Origin of the sequence: Pediococcus parvulus (genome assembly GCF_007990205.1) — a bacterium.
Lineage (GTDB): Bacteria > Bacillota > Bacilli > Lactobacillales > Lactobacillaceae > Pediococcus > Pediococcus parvulus.
This window is the reverse complement of record NZ_BJWE01000042.1, coordinates 1-16,309: the sequence shown is the minus strand read 5'-3', so window position 1 is coordinate 16,309 and position 16,309 is coordinate 1. Positions and strand designations below refer to the sequence as shown.

At 40.3% G+C, this 16,309-nt stretch carries 13 protein-coding genes and 2 pseudogenes; 13 read left to right on the top strand and 2 right to left on the bottom strand.

Annotated elements, in window-relative coordinates; all coding sequences use genetic code 11:
- Nucleotides 1-349: 349 nt before the first annotated feature.
- The 5 genes from PPA04_RS07935 to PPA04_RS07915 all read left to right on the top strand — a co-directional run bounded on the left by PPA04_RS07935 (nt 350) and on the right by PPA04_RS07915 (nt 5,523).
- Nucleotides 350-1,792, top strand: a complete 1,443-nt coding sequence (locus tag PPA04_RS07935; protein WP_057784802.1) for a hypothetical protein — start codon at nt 350-352, stop codon at nt 1,790-1,792.
- A gap of 1 nt (nt 1,793) precedes the next feature.
- The gene (locus PPA04_RS07930) at nt 1,794-2,903 is read left to right on the top strand and encodes a hypothetical protein (RefSeq protein WP_057784803.1); all 1,110 of its coding nucleotides are present in this window, start codon (nt 1,794-1,796) and stop codon (nt 2,901-2,903) included.
- A 77-nt stretch (nt 2,904-2,980) separates the two neighbouring features.
- The gene (locus PPA04_RS07925; protein ID WP_002816607.1) at nt 2,981-3,664 is read left to right on the top strand and encodes an IS6 family transposase; all 684 of its coding nucleotides are present in this window, start codon (nt 2,981-2,983) and stop codon (nt 3,662-3,664) included.
- A gap of 163 nt (nt 3,665-3,827) precedes the next feature.
- Entirely contained in the window at nt 3,828-5,156 is a 1,329-nt protein-coding gene (locus tag PPA04_RS07920) for a glycoside-pentoside-hexuronide (GPH):cation symporter (RefSeq protein WP_057784813.1), read from the top strand.
- 130 nt (nt 5,157-5,286) lie between these two features.
- Nucleotides 5,287-5,523, top strand: a complete 237-nt coding sequence (locus tag PPA04_RS07915) for a nucleoside triphosphate pyrophosphohydrolase family protein (RefSeq protein WP_229923076.1) — start codon at nt 5,287-5,289, stop codon at nt 5,521-5,523.
- Here PPA04_RS07915 and PPA04_RS07910 read toward each other — a convergent pair.
- Nucleotides 5,520-6,440 (bottom strand): annotated as a pseudogene (locus tag PPA04_RS07910) (IS3 family transposase); the annotation flags it as partial. The gene PPA04_RS07915 and the pseudogene PPA04_RS07910 overlap by 4 nt on opposite strands.
- 111 nt (nt 6,441-6,551) lie before the next feature.
- On the opposite strand from PPA04_RS07910, the gene PPA04_RS07905 reads away from it, so the two are divergent.
- The 6 genes from PPA04_RS07905 (at nt 6,552) to PPA04_RS07880 (ending at nt 13,779) form a co-directional block, all read left to right on the top strand.
- Nucleotides 6,552-7,550, top strand: coding sequence for an IS30 family transposase (locus PPA04_RS07905; RefSeq protein ID WP_057784805.1), 999 nt, complete (start codon nt 6,552-6,554; stop codon nt 7,548-7,550).
- 433 nt (nt 7,551-7,983) lie between these two features.
- A complete protein-coding gene (locus PPA04_RS07900) occupies nt 7,984-9,645 on the top strand; it encodes an isopeptide-forming domain-containing fimbrial protein (protein ID WP_186806974.1) in 1,662 nt (553 codons plus the stop codon).
- A gap of 9 nt (nt 9,646-9,654) precedes the next feature.
- Nucleotides 9,655-10,344 carry a class A sortase gene (locus tag PPA04_RS07895; protein WP_057784807.1) on the top strand — a complete coding sequence of 230 codons (690 nt, stop codon included), beginning with the start codon at nt 9,655-9,657 and terminating at the stop codon, nt 10,342-10,344.
- Nucleotides 10,341-12,245 (top strand): pilin N-terminal domain-containing protein, encoded by a 1,905-nt coding sequence (locus tag PPA04_RS07890; protein ID WP_057784808.1) that lies wholly within the window; start codon nt 10,341-10,343, stop codon nt 12,243-12,245. The genes PPA04_RS07895 and PPA04_RS07890 overlap by 4 nt, the downstream gene beginning before the upstream one ends.
- Before the next feature lie 2 nt (nt 12,246-12,247).
- The gene (locus PPA04_RS07885; protein WP_056963974.1) at nt 12,248-13,090 is read left to right on the top strand and encodes a class C sortase; all 843 of its coding nucleotides are present in this window, start codon (nt 12,248-12,250) and stop codon (nt 13,088-13,090) included.
- A 17-nt stretch (nt 13,091-13,107) separates the two neighbouring features.
- Nucleotides 13,108-13,779: a hypothetical protein gene (locus PPA04_RS07880; protein ID WP_057784809.1), complete on the top strand. Its 672-nt coding sequence runs from the start codon at nt 13,108-13,110 to the stop codon at nt 13,777-13,779.
- A gap of 169 nt (nt 13,780-13,948) precedes the next feature.
- Here PPA04_RS07880 and PPA04_RS09920 read toward each other — a convergent pair.
- Nucleotides 13,949-14,299: pseudogene (locus tag PPA04_RS09920) on the bottom strand (transposase family protein); the annotation flags it as partial.
- A 232-nt stretch (nt 14,300-14,531) separates the two neighbouring features.
- On the opposite strand from PPA04_RS09920, the gene PPA04_RS07870 reads away from it, so the two are divergent.
- Nucleotides 14,532-15,161: a hypothetical protein gene (locus PPA04_RS07870; RefSeq protein WP_057784811.1), complete on the top strand. Its 630-nt coding sequence runs from the start codon at nt 14,532-14,534 to the stop codon at nt 15,159-15,161.
- Between the two features lie 66 nt (nt 15,162-15,227).
- Nucleotides 15,228-16,247 (top strand): IS30 family transposase, encoded by a 1,020-nt coding sequence (locus PPA04_RS07865; protein WP_057784812.1) that lies wholly within the window; start codon nt 15,228-15,230, stop codon nt 16,245-16,247.
- The last annotated feature ends 62 nt before the right edge of the window (nt 16,248-16,309 follow it).

Sequence of the window (16,309 nt, the reverse complement as noted above, 5' to 3'; positions counted from 1 at the left end):
AAATACGGCCAACTTAACTTAACCATTCCTCGAGATCGCAATGGCCGCCTGATTTAATGCTTTCCAGGGTTCAAATAAGTTATTAATCGCGATTAATGATTTATTTGAGCTGTGGAAGGTAAACGCGGTTCTGAATGTCTCTTAAAATCCGTCTCAAATATGGACTTCAATCCAGGTTTTCAGTAATCACTGAATTGCAACAACTAATAGCTGCCTGAAGCCAACAGTGTCAGTTAAACGGGTAGAACTCAGTCATTTATTGAACTTTGCACCAGAACCAGTTTGAGTGCAACAATATCAAATCAAAAGACATGGTCAGAATAATGATCATCTTGAGTGAGGTGCGTAAATGGATAATGCAATCATAAAAAAGGATATTCTCCTTAATTTAAGCGTTGAGGATGGGGGCTTTGATTTTTCTACATCAATTGCTGATGCAATGGCGAAAGTTGAAACAGAGCTTGTCGTTTTGAATGAAACGGTAGATTCGATTAAAGGTCTGAAACCAGACTGTGATAAGTTGGATTATATTTTGGCTACAAGTTCTGGTGCCTTGTGTGGTATCATCGACATTTTTTTAGTGGGTAAGCCTGGTGAGTCACCTTTAGGTAATATTACGGATAAATGGTTTGTAGCCAGAACGATAGATTTTGCAAAACTGTGCAATCCGGAAAAGAAAAATTTTGATAGCCTTGATTCCGCATTGAGATTCTTGGAGAAGAAATTTAAGGTTCCATATGACCAGACCGGACTGGGTGACGCTGGAAAGACCATTTTCGATTTGACTGCCAAAAATCATCATTTCAAATCTCTTGCACACAATCCGAGTTTGTTGGGACTGTTCTTTTCGATACTCGACCAGTTCAGCAATACATCTCATTTTGTTACAGACGGTCAACTTGTTTCTTTGCAACAGGCAGATGAAAAATGGGAACTACGAGGCGGAAATATTCCAAGTAAGCTGTTCTGTGGATTTGCTAACTGGATAGGTCATCTTATTTCGGATGTATCCGGTTCATCGTCAAGTGCGGCCAAAGGTAATCGCGGCACGGGCCTTCCATCTCCATTGTGGACATGGACCAATGACATTATTGCCATAAAAGCTAAATTGGGACTTAGTGTAACTGAAACGGACAAAACTATGAATGAGCTGGCTCTAAACATTTTTGAAAAAGGCTATGATATTCGGTTCCAGACAGCTCAGGCTATACCAGTATTTTTGAACGAGCTTCTTGTTAGACTCATTTATGCTATTCGCCGTCTATTCAAATATTTTTCAGAAATTCCAAAGACAGAACGCTCCTTTGCGCTCATGTGGAAGAAATGTGAACCATTCTCGAATGCTACAGTTAAGCGAATGTTGACGGTTGCACATGGTACATTCTGTTTGGTTGATGTCGGTGATGCAGTGGGCAGATCGCTTATAGCTGGTGGAGGTACTTTTAATGCGGTAGAGTTTGTCTTACGACTTAACGTTGTCGGAGTCGGACGATTTGCAATATCTCTCTATGGTGAAACGAGGAGAGCGATTTCCTATAATCACGCAAAGAAAGAATTCGATTTTGCGTCAAAGGAAACCGTTATTGTTAGCAATTACATAGAGGGTCTGAAAATTCTGGCACATCAGTACGACGACCACCACCTGTTAATGTTTATCAGTGACTTCGAAAAAAGCGATGCTTATATAAAAGCTTTTGGAAAATCAGTAACATTAGCAGAAGTGCGTAATGTTCCCGTAAATAGAATTCTGAAAAGTAAGCCGGACATCGACAAGTACTTTGGAGGAAAATAATATGGCAAAGAAGTCATCAAAACTTAAAAAAGCGCAACAGAAAGCAAAAGCTGCTGCACAGAAAACGAATCAAAAAATAAATGAGCTGGGAAAATATACCAGTTCATTGTACACCTCATTGACCACGATACAGTCGTTATTTGACCGCATTCGCAATGTGCCGGAAAAAAACATGCTGAAATATGAGAAGTTAAAAACAATCAGAGTTAACTGGAAACAGCAGGCTGAGAAAATAGAACTGGAATATAAGAAAGCGGAGGTAAAAGCTGCTGGTCAAGGCGTTGCTGGTGTTGGTGCCGGTGTTGCTGTTGCTGCGCTTGGCCCTACAGCTGCTATGGGTATTGCGACCACATTTGGAGCGGCTTCTACCGGAACAGCAATATCTACTTTGAGTGGTGCAGCATTTACAAATGCAGCGCTGGCATGGTTAGGTGGAGGTGCTTTAGCTACTGGTGGCGGTGGAATGGCTGCGGGCAACGCCTTTTTAGCACTTGCGGGACCTGTTGGCTGGACGATTGCCGGCGTTTCTATTGTAGCAAGCGGTCTGATGTTTTTTAAGACAAACAGCGATAAGGAAAGACTTGAGAATACATACACGCTTATTAGTAACCGTGACATCAAATCATACGAACTTGCTATTGTCGAACTAAGTAAGCGAATTACAAGAATCATAGATGAATCTGAGAAATTAAGAGAAGCCATTGTGAAGATAGAAACCTTCGGAACTGACTACACCAAGATGACGGAGGCTCAACAGTATGAGTTGGGTGCATATGTCAATCTAATGGAAGCATCCACCGCGCTACTTGTTAATCCAATTTTGGGGCTTCAACCCAAATATTCAGAGCAGGATTTTGATAAGTTGTGTGCATCTGAAAGCGAATTGTACAGACGCTATTTTAAGGCTCACAAAACTATGATTATTTCGATGGCAAACTTGCTTTATAAAATCAAGCTCGATGATAAGGATAAAAAGTTGCTGGCTAAATCTTTTAAAAAAAACAAAGACTTCTTATCATCGGTACAGATGGCAAAAAAGGAATTTGATGCAGCTGATATTTCAATGATTGAGAGAGCATTGAGTTATAGATACAAATACAGCACATACTAAAAAACGGTTCTGGTGCAAATTTTCCTCGCTGACTTGATTTTAGTATACTGGGTGCCAAGAAACGAGGGATTGCGCGCATGAATCACTTTAAGGGACGCCACTTTCAAAAGGACATCATCTTAGTAGCCGTTGGCTACTATTTCAGATTCAGTCTCAGCTATCGTGACATCGTTGAATTGCTTCGGGATCGGGGTATCACTGTTCATCACACCACGGTCATGCGTTGGGTTCATCACTATGGCCCCATCTTTAAGGCTCTATGGCGTCGGCATCAAACAGCTCACGCTAAAAGTTGGCGAATCGATGAGACCTATATTCGAGTTAAAGGCCGTTGGGCCTATTTGTATCGCGCTATTGACAGTAACGGTTTGACCATGGATTTTGAGCTACGAAAACACCGCGATTATACCGCATCCTATCACTTTTTGAAGCGTCTCTTGACGACCAATGGTCGGCCTGATCGATTAGTCACTGATCAATATCGGGCAACACTGAAAGCAGTGAAGCACCTGATAAAGCAAGACTATTTGAGCAAATCAGCCCACCAATGTTCCAAATATCGAAATAATTTGATTGAACAGGACCACCGATTCATTAAACGTCATCGTGTCCGCTCAGCAAGCTTTCAAAGCATTCGAACCGCTAGTGCAACGTTGAGCGGTGTGGAAATTGTTCACGCAATACGCAAAAGAACCCGACGAGAGTTAAGTCTCATCGGGTTCTCAGTCGTGGACGAATTAGAAGCATTGTTAGCTGCATAACCTTCAACATAGGATCAATAGCTGGTTAGATGGTCATCTCTCACACTGTTTGCACCAGATCCATCTATGATTGTTGGATGTAAGTTGTCTCAGGAATCAGCTTACATCCAAATTTTAGAGTATGATAAAGTTGATTAACAATTTCGATAAAGGCGATGATGGGATGAAAAGCACGACGAAATGGGTAACACGGTGGCCCGAACGAATTAGTTACGGCTTAAGTGACGCCGCCGATAATTTAGTCTTTCAAATGATGACGACCTATTTGCTATTCTTTTACACTGATGTTTATGGACTGACACCAAGCGCGGTGGCCATTTTATTTGTCGTGGCGCGGGTAGCTGACGTTGTTGAAAGTTTTGTCATCGGGATCATGATTGATCACACACATTCACGGTTTGGCAAGAGCCGACCGTTCTTCCTCTGGTATTCGTTACCTTACGTTATTTTTGCGGTTCTCACCTTTGTGACGCCTAACTTTTCGTATAATGGTAAATTAATCTGGGCATATGTGACGTATTTAGGCCTTGGATTTCTGTATACGGCTGTTAATCTGCCAATCACGTCAATCTTACCAACGATGTCGCAGAATACTCACGAGTTGACGTTGTTGGGTGTCATTCGTCAATTCTTTGGCAGTTCGGTTCAAATTGTGGTGGCGGTATTCACATTACCCTTGGTTGCGTTCTTCGGCCACGGTAATCAGCAAAAAGGGTTCTTGGGCACAATCATCGTGTTTAGCCTGATTTCATTTCTTTTGATTATCAACACGTTTGTCCATGTTCGCGAACGGTTCGCGAATCCTGAAATTGCCCATCAACCGTTAACAACTGTCCTAAAAATGTTGAAACATAATCAGCCATGGATCGTTATGTCAATCGTGATTATCATGTACTGGCTGGTGACGGCAATTAAGAATCAGACAACCATTTACTATTTTAAATATACGGTGGGAAACGAAAACCTGGTACCACTAGCTAACAGTTTTACCCTGGCAGCGTTAATCGGGGTATTGCTGATCATTCGAATTACCGAGGTTCGCAGTAAGAAGCAAACGATGCTTCGCGGTATTTTAATAGCGCTGGTTGGTCAAGCCGTGATTGCGATTGGGGTTTATACCAAAATACTGTGGTTCTTGTTTGGCGGTGTCTTGATTAACTCGATTGGCAATGGGATCATTATCGGCCTCGTCTCAATCATGATTGCTGACACAATCCGTTATGGTGCCAGCATGGGGATCCAAGCCGAGGGAGTTCTGGCTTCAACGGATGACTTTGGCGTTAACGTCGGCCTTGGTGTTGGCGGCTTGATTACAGCTGGTTTGTTTCACTTTTCGGGTTACGTTGCCAATCGAACCCAGAATGCCGCAACTCTCACCATGATTGATTTGAATTATGTTTGGATTCCGTTGGTTATTTATGTGGGGATGTATTTTGTATTGCGGCTTTATGATGAGGGGCGGATTGAACGAGCAATAGAAGCAAGAAAATAAGTCCGAATTATATTCTAAATAATAGTTTTTGATTTGCTAACTAACACCGGTGCGGATTGATATTATTACCTTAAAACCAATGTATCTAATTAAGATTCAAAATTTGCGGATGATAAGGACTGAATATTTTATGGAATATGAGCAGTTAATAAGTGAGCTAATTGATTTTCGTGATAGTCGGGGTTGGAATAAATATCATACGTTACCTGCATTGGCCCGAGCAGTCTCAGTTGAAGCCGGTGAATTGTTTTTGTGGGATGTTGAGAGTAAAAAAGATTTTTCAGATAAGTCAGTTGATAACATGAAGCTTGAGCTTGCCGATATTCTTACATATGGGAAGTCAACACTTTTTCGGACAGTTTGCTAAGCGACTTTTTGTGAAGCTTGGTCATACAAGGAAAGCCATGCTACTGGTGCAAGGTAGTCTAAGCGTGCTTGTACCCTTACGCGGTTGTAAAAGGTCTCGATGTAAGCGAAGACTTGCGCTCTCAGATCATTGATGTCTTTAAATTGTATCTGATAAATGAGCTCTTTCTTCATGATGGCAAAGAAGCTTTCGCTCCAAGCGTTATCACCCGGTTTTCCCAATGCTGAGAAGCTACGTTGCCAATGATATTGGTTGACCAACTTTGTCACTGCTTTGGCCGTGTATTGGCTACCACGGTCACTATGAAAAATACACGTTTCTGGCAAAGCCCACCTTTGGTGGGCTTGTTTAAGTGTCGCTAAGACTAAATCCGTGTCCATATGATTGGATATTTGATGAGCTAACACTAGGTTGCTGGTCAAATCCCTTATTTGGCAAATGTAAGCTTTTCCTTCCGATGTTGTCGTCTGTGTAATGTCACTTGATAAGGCTTCAAACGGCTTAAAAGATTGGTGTTTCACTAGATTGGGATAATCACCTTGACAAGCAAGGCGGCTATCGCTCAAACTCTTCGGATGACGACAACGTAGCGTTGAATACAGACCGGCATCAGCCATCAGACGGGCAACTCGGTGATAGGAAGCTTTATTACCATTTTTACGCAATAAATCGCAGATGCGTTTGGGCCCGTAAGTGCCCTGTCCTTGATCAAAAAAGTGTTTGATTCGTTGACGATATTGCCTTTCTTTGACGTTTCGCTTTGGCAAAGCTCTCCGCCAAGCATAATAACCACTCGTTGATACGTCTAACAAACGCGCCCACCTTACCACAGAAACAGAGGTTTCCCTCAACATAAAAGCATACTTATCGCTGGGGGTTACTTCAGACTGGCAAAGTAGGCGGCGGCTTTTTTTAACATGACGGATTTACAATTCAAGTGCAACAAATTAGTCAAATAGAAAAGACTCATAGCCTGAGTCCTTGTAAAATGGAATCACCACAAGACCAACTACAAGGAGAACTCGACTATGAGTCCGTACACCCATCTTACCTTAAAAGACCGTGAATCGATACTGCTTGGTATCTCTACAGGCAAAACTCTTGATACCATCGCCAAAGAGATAGGTCGTTCCAAGAGTACAGTCAGCCGTGAAATTGCACGTAACGGCGGCTGGCGGAGCTATTCGGCAGCCACCGCTCAGGACCGCTACCGGCGGGTTCGCTTGGCTAGCAGGCGTCCTCGGATCCTCGATCGACCGGGGACTCGTGACGCTGTCATTCGATATATCACGGTGCTACATTGGTCGCCTGAGCAGATTGCCGGTCGCTTGTCACTAGAAGGCAGTTCTATTCGCATCAGCTATTCGACTATCTACAGAGGTATCTACCTAGATAATCTCGGCGTTCCATTGAAGAGCCATGGTGCTCGCGGGCTACCAAGGCTGCTTCGACACCGAGGCAAGACGCGCAAAATCAAAGGCACCATAAATGAACGCCGGGGGCGCTTCAATGACGTGCCATCAATTCACGACCGACCCCGGTCGGCAGAAAATCGCAGCTGGTTTGGTCACTGGGAAGGCGATACAGTACGCGGTAAAACAGGACACTCTGCATTAGTAACATTAGTTGACCGTAAATCACGCTATCTGCTTTCGAAGCGAACGGCCAACGCAAAAGCTGACACTGTTAGAGACGTCATGATTGAGCTGCTTGGTGCCTTACCAGCTAACCGAGTAAGAACAGTGACTCCTGACCGTGGAAGGGAGTTTGCCCGGTACAGGGAGCTGGCAGAACGTCTGAATACAAAGGTCTTCTTTCCTGACCCACACGCGCCTCAACAACGAGGAACTAACGAAAACACCAACGGACTGATTAGAGAATACTTTCCCAAGAACACAGACCTAGACCTTCAGAGCGACCAGGAAATTGAGACTTACATTGAACAACTGAATAATCGACCACGCAAGGTCTTAGGCTGGAAGACGCCATCAGAAGTCTTCATGGGTAAAAAGTTGCACTTGAGTTGACAATTCGTCGTCCAAAAAATTTTGAGATAGTGGCTAACTTGATTCTAAAATGCGCGTTTCGAAAAAATACGAAAACTGACGGGATTTTTATGAACTATGAATAATTCAGGATAAGCTTATAAATTTTAAAAAATTATGCTGAAACAACTGTAATATTGGCTCTGCTTGTTATCTGTCACAAAAACTAGATTTTGAGTAACAATAATATTATCTATTGATGTTTTTGGTAAAGTGATTTATATTGATAAAGGTATAAATAGGGGGAGTGTGATATAGTAAACAAATTAGATCTATTTATAAAAATAATATCAAATTATAATATATTTTAGAAGGGGAAATGTAAGCGGTTGCTTAATACTATTTAGATATATTTGTATATTAGACTTTGGCTGTTATCATTTGAAATAAAAGAATTATTGGAGGGAGGATGATGTTGAGAAAAAAAATTTTTTTACTAATTGCATTTGTCATTTTCTTATTTTCTTTAGGAGATTTAACTGCATTTTCAAAAACAGCTAGAGCTGATAATGTTCACAATATTGATCCAAATGACACGAGCATTGCAAGTGAAAATGAACTTTCAATCAAAAATATTGTTGGTGAGACTGCAACAGTAACAGCACATTCAAGCAATATTTCAGATAGTGATATTACTTCAACAAGTGATATTTATACGTCTTTTCCAAGTGGAAGTAGCGAAATTAGTGTAAATATACCTGGTAATTCGAATAATTCAAATAATTCAAATAATTCAAATATTACGGTTACTTATGGCAAAGATAGTGATGGTGGTGTTGGTACCTATCAAGGTAAGCAAATTTATGCTGTTATAACATATGACAATTTTAAATATAATGATAGTTGGAAGAACTCAAGTGATTCAGCTAAAATTGAATTTTGTCAGGATTTATACGGTGGGGTCAACTTTACGATGCCGCTTCAAAGTATGGAAGTAAAAGTTAAATTCTTTTATAAATCTGACGATTCAGCTGTTAATTTGGGTACAGATAGCTATTTAACAATCGGTTCTTTGAATTATCATGATGCAACTCATCATAGTGCTGACTTTCAAGCCGCTGAATTTGTAACAATGAAGGGTGGACAGTATTCAGATGCTTATTTAACCTCAGCAGATGACACTTCTGTTAAGGCTTATGATCCAAACTACACTAGTAGTGATCATTCAATTAATGGTTATGCAGGTACAACTTCAGATTCAGCATATAATGGTTCAATTTTTGCCGGTGTAAATTCTGGGACCTGGGCAGGCAATACTTATAAATATGATTATCTTGGCTCATCAAATTTTGCTGATGGTGGTGTCACTTATAAATTGAATAACCAAACTGAAATCGATATGCGAATTGGGATGCTGGATTATTATCAGTATACATCTAATATGTGGTTTTCTTTATCTTCTGAATCCTTATGGAATGCTCCACCGGAAACGCCGACTAAAGCAGTTGATGATACTTCGGGTAACAACGTTGATTATAACGATACTTCCAAGGAGCTTTTTGCTGGAACAGATATCGTCTATAAAATTGCACAACAAGTTGGTGATTTAGGTGTAGATATGATGACACCGTATACATCATTTACTTATCGTGATGAATTACCTGATAATGTAACATTTCTAGGAACGGGTAAGATAGTTGCTGAATCAAGTAATGGTACCAAAATCAAATCATGGGATTTTTCAACAAATAGCACAGATAATTCGAGTGTTGGAACCTTATCTTCTACGACAACTGATGGAAAGACAACTGTTAATTTTGCGTTTACTGCTGATTTTCTATCCAATCCATCTGATTTTGATAGTTCGACGAATTCGCGTATGGTTTATGATCAGCGAAAGTATATTCTTGAGTTGGATTGTCAAATAAATGCCAATGCCCCAACTGAGACAGATATCGACAATACCGCTACAGTTGGAATTGATAAATATAGCAATGATACGAATCAAGTAACAGTTCGTGTAATCAAGTATATCCCACAAACTGGTAGTCAACGGTTGCTGGCAATCGTCATTTTGATTATTGTTTTGGGAATTGCCATCGTAGTAATTTCTAAGCACCGGCGAGCCAAAGAATAGGATAATTTTATGAAACAAGAAAAGCATATCAAACAACTAGTCTACTCGGTTGGAATTTTGTTTTGTATTATGATGTTAACCTATCTAGGTTGGCGTGGTTATCGCTATTATTTATATTACCAATTGCGCCAGGCTCCTCAAGTAGAGCTGAACAGCCGATTTTTAGGTAATGGGCGCATCAATTCACAAACTATTTCAAGCTTGAATCGCAATCGAAGAAAAGCTCAGGACAAAGGGTATAATCGCTATGCAAGCGGTATCCTAAAAATTCCGAGTATTAAAGTTGATTTACCGATTTTTTCAGGGATCAATCGTTATACATTGTCCTGGGGAGTTGCTAAAGATTATTACTATGACTCACAAATGGGAAAAGGCAATTATGTCCTTGCTGGTCATAATATGCGGTTGCCGGGTGTGCTATTAAGTGATTTGAAAAGCGTTAAAGTAGGTGATCGTGTCTATTTATATAACAAACATTATCGTTTTTCTTATCAGGTTTACAGCAATCGAGTCGTTTCACCGTATGTCAAGCTAGTTGATGGCATTCCAGCCAAAGGTTCAGCTTATTGGCTACCTACGGGAAAACAAACACCAATTGTAACCGTTTATGATTGTGCACAGGTTGGCCATAAACGACGGGTAGTTCAAGGTAAATTAATTAGTAAAGGGAAAATTAAAAAAGGAGAGATTAATCAATGAATTCTAGTTCTTTAAAAACAAAGACCAGCAAACTCCTGGTTATTGGTGTTGCGGTCTTAGCTTTCTTGGGAGCTTTATTAGGCTTAAGTTTGCAAAATAATTCTTCAAAAGTACATGCAGATAATACTACTCCATCTTCAACGGTAGACATTACAGTTCATAAATTGCAGTATACTGGTACAGCACCAAGCATAGAAAATAATGGTAGTGAATTGTCTTTACCAAGTACTGTCTCTGCTTATGATCCATCTAAATATGGTGATGTAGGTTTTACGGTTTATGACATTACCAGCGGTGTTTCAAGTAAATACTCAACAGATGGTCTGACTAATGGTGATATTTCGGAAATTGTTAAGAATGCTTCAACATATGAAACTGATGCTAATAAAGTGGCAAATCAAAAGGATGTAGGTCCTGATGGAACGGTAACTTTTAGTGGCTTGCCAAATTATTCATCCTCACAAAATCATCATGTTTATTTAATTGCTGAAACAAAGTCCAGCAAATTGATTAAAACAACTGCACAGCCAATGGTGGTTGTTACACCAATGACTAATAGCACTGGCGATGGATATTTGAGTACAGTCAACGTTTATCCTAAAAATGAGATTCAAACGTTAAGCTTTACTTTGACTAAACAAGCTGAAAAGAATGGACAATCGGCTGCAGCTTTAGCAGGAGCTAAGTTCTTGCTTTATAAGGGTACTCCAGGCTCAGGCACTCAGGTAACCAATTCTGATGGTAGTGAGGTTAAACTGACAACGGATGATAATGGTAAAATCACAGCAACTAACTTAACGGTTGGTTCATACTACTTTGTTGAGGAAGCTAGTGATGATGTTTCAACTGATGGTTTAGCAGGTGATGGCTATTTGTTAGGTAAAGATGCGTTAAATGATGCAAACAATAAGTTAACATTTAAAATTGATAGCGATGGCAATGTCACACCAACTGACCAAACTTATATCAACTATCAAAAACCAGCTTCAACTAAAACGGTCACTAATGGATCCTCAACGGATAATTCATTTGATCAAGGTGCTACTGTAAAATATCAAGCAACGATCACCGTCCCAAATAATATTAGTGATTACACCGAATTTAACTGGTTCGATACACCAGGAACTGGTTTGAAGTATTCTTCAGATACTGCTTTTACTTTAACTTACGGTGATAGTGTTGATGATACACAAACAGCATTGACTAATAGCACTGATTACAATTTAACCTATGATACTGATAATAAGACTTATAAGATTGACTTTTTAGACAGCAGCAATCAGCTGTTAAATTCTTCTCTGGCTGGCAAAGTGGTTACGATTAGTTATAGTATGGCACTTGATCCAACAACAGCTAAAGTTGCTACAGATATTGATAATAATTATAATTTGAACTGGAATAATGGAACAGGAAAAAATACTAATACCGGTAAAGCAACCGTTTACACTTATGGTGCTCAATTTATCAAGAAATCAGCAGGTATTTTGGGTACTGGCACTGGTAATTCGGCTTTAAGTGGTGCTGAATTTGTCGTTAGGAATAGTAAAGGTGAGTATTTGAACCAGATAAGTGATGGTACTTCAAATTGGGTAAGCTCCCAAGATGATGCAACTGTCTTTACTTCTGGAACTGATGGCACCTTCTCAGTTGAAGGTTTAGCAAAGGGAAAGTATTCTTTGAAAGAAATTAAAGCTCCCACTGGTTATCAGTTACGAACAAGTGATTTATCATTTACTGTTGATGAAAGTAGTAATAGCAAGACGATCGAGGTTGATGATAATGCCAAAGGATTGTTGTCAACCGGTAGTCAATGGTTGATGTTAATCATTGCTTTAGTCATCGTTATTGGCACGACCTTGGGAGTTAAAGAATATCGCAAAGCAAGAAAAGTTAACGCATAATTATGGCTAAAAAAACTGACAGGAAAAAACGTGGACTTACTGGTAATCTTTTCTATTGCCTTTTAGTAGTTTTATTGATTGGAGTAGCAACATATCCATTTATTTCTGATCAACTTTTAAGTCAGCGGCAGCAAGCGGCAATTGATAATTATGATCAGCAAACAGGGAAAATGTCAGCCAAAAAATATTTGCTACATTTGTATCACCTGCAGGATCATCAAACTAAGATTACCGATGCTGATCCGTTTACGCAGCAAAGGAAAAGTAAATCAACAGTTAATGTTGCTTTGAGTCAGCTAAATACAGTTGCAGTTTTAGCAATTCCAAAGATTAAATTACAACTCCCAGTTTTTGATACAGTCAGTGAAACGGCGTTAGACAATGGTGCCGGATTACTGAATGGTGCCAGTGATTTGGCTGGTAATGGAAAAGGTAAGAATTTAGTAATTTTAGGTCACAGTGGTTTGTCAATTGCTAAATTGTTTACTAATTTACCACGGCTAAAAGTTGGTGATAAATTTTATTTGAAGATTCATGGTAAAATCAGAGCGTACCGAGTTGATAAAATGCGAACGGTTTTACCGAGTAAAATGCTGCCATATTTGCAGGCGACAGCAGGGAAAAACTATGCTACATTGGTAACTTGTGTCCCACTGTTTATCAACACTCACCGATTACTGGTGCGGGGTCATCGTATCCCATATCATGAAGAAAAAATTGTCCGTAATAGTCTTTCACCTTTTGCGTGGGCTTTGATTATCACGGTAGCTATCTTAGCCTTAGTATTATTACTGCACTGGTGGAGTAAACGAAAAATAAAGAAAAGGCATCAGATTAGAAATTAGATGAAAGGAGTGGGTCAATGAAAGCACGGGTAATATGGCGGCAAATTTGTTTATTGATATTCGGTTTTGGCTCGCTGATTTTAGGTACCTGGAGCTTGGCAACTCCTGTGGTAGCTGATCCTTTGACCCAATTGCTAGTTTTGCACCAAAAAGATGAACTGGCTGCCAAGACGACTTTTAAAATCTATGATGCCACTTTATACCTGCAAAAAATACTGGCGCAAGATTCAGCTTTCAAGGATGTCTCACTTTCAAGCAGTGATCAAAGAGAATTTTTAGCAACGGTCCTGTTAAAGCGGGTCGAGCGGTTAAATGCTGATCAGCTTGAACTTTTCGGACAGGTCACCAGTACACCGGCAAGTACGACTGAACAGATCGCAACGATTGATTTGCCGGCCAATGCAAAGTTAAAAGCTTTTTATGTCGTCGGGAAAACGGTAGCTGCTTCGACGACCCAACCGCAGCCCTTAGTCATTTTAGTGCCGGCAATCGATAATCAAGGAAATACAGTAAAACGCATCGATGCCTACCTGAAGCCGCTGCCATCAACTACACCTTCACAGGAAGCTACAACTGGAGGCAATGTTTCTTATCACAAAATGTATCAAACTGGGTTTAAAAATGAGAAAAAACCAACGCTTGAAAATTTTTTCAAACTTGTTTGGCACAAATTGACTAACCGATTTTGACATTTTGAACGTAAGCACCTAATAACCGACCGTCTATAAAAGAGTATATTTCAGCGGTAAAATTACCTCATCAATAAAGAATGATGAGGTGTTTTTATGACAAATAAACCTGATGTTGTTCAGATCAAAATGGATAAATCCTTTAATCCGCAGGCTTTGGCTCCTACTAAAGCTTTTGTCTAACAGGTTGTGCGATTTGACAATATTCCCAAACATAACTAGTTTTGGCTACAAAGATAGAGTTACAAGATTTACATTTATACTTTTGACGTTTCAGACTTATATACGTTGGACGTAATGATAATGATGGAGCGACTATCATATTTTTATTAAATCCATTCTTAACTAAGTGGCCTGCAAGGCCACAGTTAAGACAACGGTCAATCTGTTTAGTTAGCATTGCAAAATAGACTAAGAACTTGATGCCATTAACTAACATAAATTTTGAGTCTTCAGTAAAGATAATATTCTCATCTTTCATTTCAAGAGCGTTTCGTATAGACTTATTACTTAGGGACATCATTCAAATTCCTTTCATTGTGAAGCTGTAGAGGGTAGAACATCTAAAGGTATGGATGGTGTCTTTTTGATGTTCTAAAATAGTTTTATTAATAAATGGTATACAAAAATAGAGTTGATGGCAAAATGCCTATCAACTCTATTTATCGTACAGCCGTTTTTTTGTCTTTACTAGTTGAATGACAGTGCTAAAGTCTTAATTAGACAGTTAGACAGTGATTCGGGGGATAATTATGTTGAAAATTAAGGCTTTTCTTTTGGGGATAGCGGTTTTGCTAGGATGTGCCAGTTCAGTAACTGTTATACAAGCTGCAGGACTAGGTGGTCCTAATGTCGGGGATTATATATATGAAGATCAAGAAGTAGTTACTAATCAACAGTATGAAAAACTGGAAGATATCAATGATCAAATTGAAACGGGGCCTAATCCGCAAAGATTATATATTTTAGTATTGATTGATAATGATAGTATAAGACGCTTTAATTATTTAACTGATAATGATCCTAAAACTAAAGGAATACCAGAAGATATAGTTAATAAAACTGGTGAAGTTTTATATGGACATAATCATTATTACGATATTGATTCGGATGAAAATGGTATACCAGATTGGAAAAACAATTATTTGGTCTACGATTTAAAGAATAACCGGGTTTATTTTGATCCTAGTGATCAATCAAGTTCATATATTACGGACCTAATGTTTTGGAAGATTAAGATTGGAATGAATAATTTAACTGATGGAACCACCACACAGAGAATGGAAGCTTTATTTGATCTAGCAGAAAGATTAGAACCAAAGTTGCAAAAGGTTGCTGATAATAAAGACCCCGATTTACACTTGAAGTGCAACAGCCAATAGACTAGACCAAAAAGGCCATGATGACCTATTCTTATAAGCGACCAAGCAAATGAGAAAGGAATCATCATGACCCAATCACAGATTACTACACCTAGGCACTATCGACAACTCACTTTAGAAGAACGAGGGCAAATTCAGGCACTTAAGCAGGCTGGTTTCACTGTCACTAAGATTGCTGAGCAGGTTCATCGTGACAAATCCACCGTTAGCCGTGAACTCAAACGTGGCACGACTGAACAAATCTGCGGCGCGGGCAAGCACTACCGGCGCTACTTTGCTGAAACCGGCGCTGCGGTCTACGACAAGCACCGCGCCGCTTGTCGCCCAAGGACGCGCTTTGATCAGTGCCCAGATTTCTACGCAGAGCTTGCGGTGGTGCTCCAAGCGCGGCCACGAATCCACAGTGTGGATAGCTTCGTGCACACTTACAAGCAGACTCATCCGGAACGGCCATGCCCATCGACACCCACTGTCTACCGGGACATCAACAAAGGGCTTTTTGAGGTACGCAATGGTGACCTACCGATGAAGCCACGCCTCCGGGTTAAGCATGACACCGGTAAGCATGTACGGACGAACAAACGCATCTACGGTCAGTCCATCGAGGAGCGCCCCGCAGAAGTTGAGAATCGCCAAGTTGTGGGTCATTGGGAAGGTGATTTGGTCAAAGGCACCCGCGTCGAAGATGAACCAGCGTTGATGACGATGACCGAGCGTGTGACGCGTTTCGAAATCATCATCAAGCTCCCCAACTACCACGCCGATACCTGCTTACGAGGCCTTCAGTCAATCCTCAATGACTATGGTGCGGACAATTTCAAGACCGTCACCTTCGACAATGGGAGTGAGTTCGCTAAACTTTCCGAAGTTACTGGCACCGACGTCTACTACGCCCACCCATACTCGCCATGGGAACGCGGCACCAACGAACACGCCAACGGTCTTATCCGCGAGTTCATACCCAAAGGCCACTCGCTCCACGATTATGACATCACTGACATTCAAGGCTTCCAGGATGCCCTCAACCAACGACCGCGGCGTTCGCTCGACTATCAATGTGCCGCCACCCTTCTGCCCAATCTCTAGCATCACCTAGACCAATTATTTGAATAATCATCATTTGTTGCACTTGAGTTGACAATCGAGGG

What these genes read in the sequence shown, in the direction of transcription:
- PPA04_RS07880 (WP_057784809.1), top strand. Translation starts at nt 13,108, where the DNA reads ATGAAAGCACGGGTAATATGGCGGCAAATTTGTTTATTGATATTCGGT.
- PPA04_RS07905 (WP_057784805.1), top strand. Translation starts at nt 6,552, where the DNA reads ATGAGTCCGTACACCCATCTTACCTTAAAAGACCGTGAATCGATACTG.
- PPA04_RS07920 (WP_057784813.1), top strand. Translation starts at nt 3,828, where the DNA reads ATGAAAAGCACGACGAAATGGGTAACACGGTGGCCCGAACGAATTAGT.
- PPA04_RS07925 (WP_002816607.1), top strand. Translation starts at nt 2,981, where the DNA reads ATGAATCACTTTAAGGGACGCCACTTTCAAAAGGACATCATCTTAGTA.
- PPA04_RS07890 (WP_057784808.1), top strand. Translation starts at nt 10,341, where the DNA reads ATGAATTCTAGTTCTTTAAAAACAAAGACCAGCAAACTCCTGGTTATT.
- PPA04_RS07885 (WP_056963974.1), top strand. Translation starts at nt 12,248, where the DNA reads ATGGCTAAAAAAACTGACAGGAAAAAACGTGGACTTACTGGTAATCTT.
- PPA04_RS07935 (WP_057784802.1), top strand. Translation starts at nt 350, where the DNA reads ATGGATAATGCAATCATAAAAAAGGATATTCTCCTTAATTTAAGCGTT.
- PPA04_RS07895 (WP_057784807.1), top strand. Translation starts at nt 9,655, where the DNA reads ATGAAACAAGAAAAGCATATCAAACAACTAGTCTACTCGGTTGGAATT.
- PPA04_RS07865 (WP_057784812.1), top strand. Translation starts at nt 15,228, where the DNA reads ATGACCCAATCACAGATTACTACACCTAGGCACTATCGACAACTCACT.
- PPA04_RS07930 (WP_057784803.1), top strand. Translation starts at nt 1,794, where the DNA reads ATGGCAAAGAAGTCATCAAAACTTAAAAAAGCGCAACAGAAAGCAAAA.
- PPA04_RS07915 (WP_229923076.1), top strand. Translation starts at nt 5,287, where the DNA reads ATGGAATATGAGCAGTTAATAAGTGAGCTAATTGATTTTCGTGATAGT.
- PPA04_RS07870 (WP_057784811.1), top strand. Translation starts at nt 14,532, where the DNA reads ATGTTGAAAATTAAGGCTTTTCTTTTGGGGATAGCGGTTTTGCTAGGA.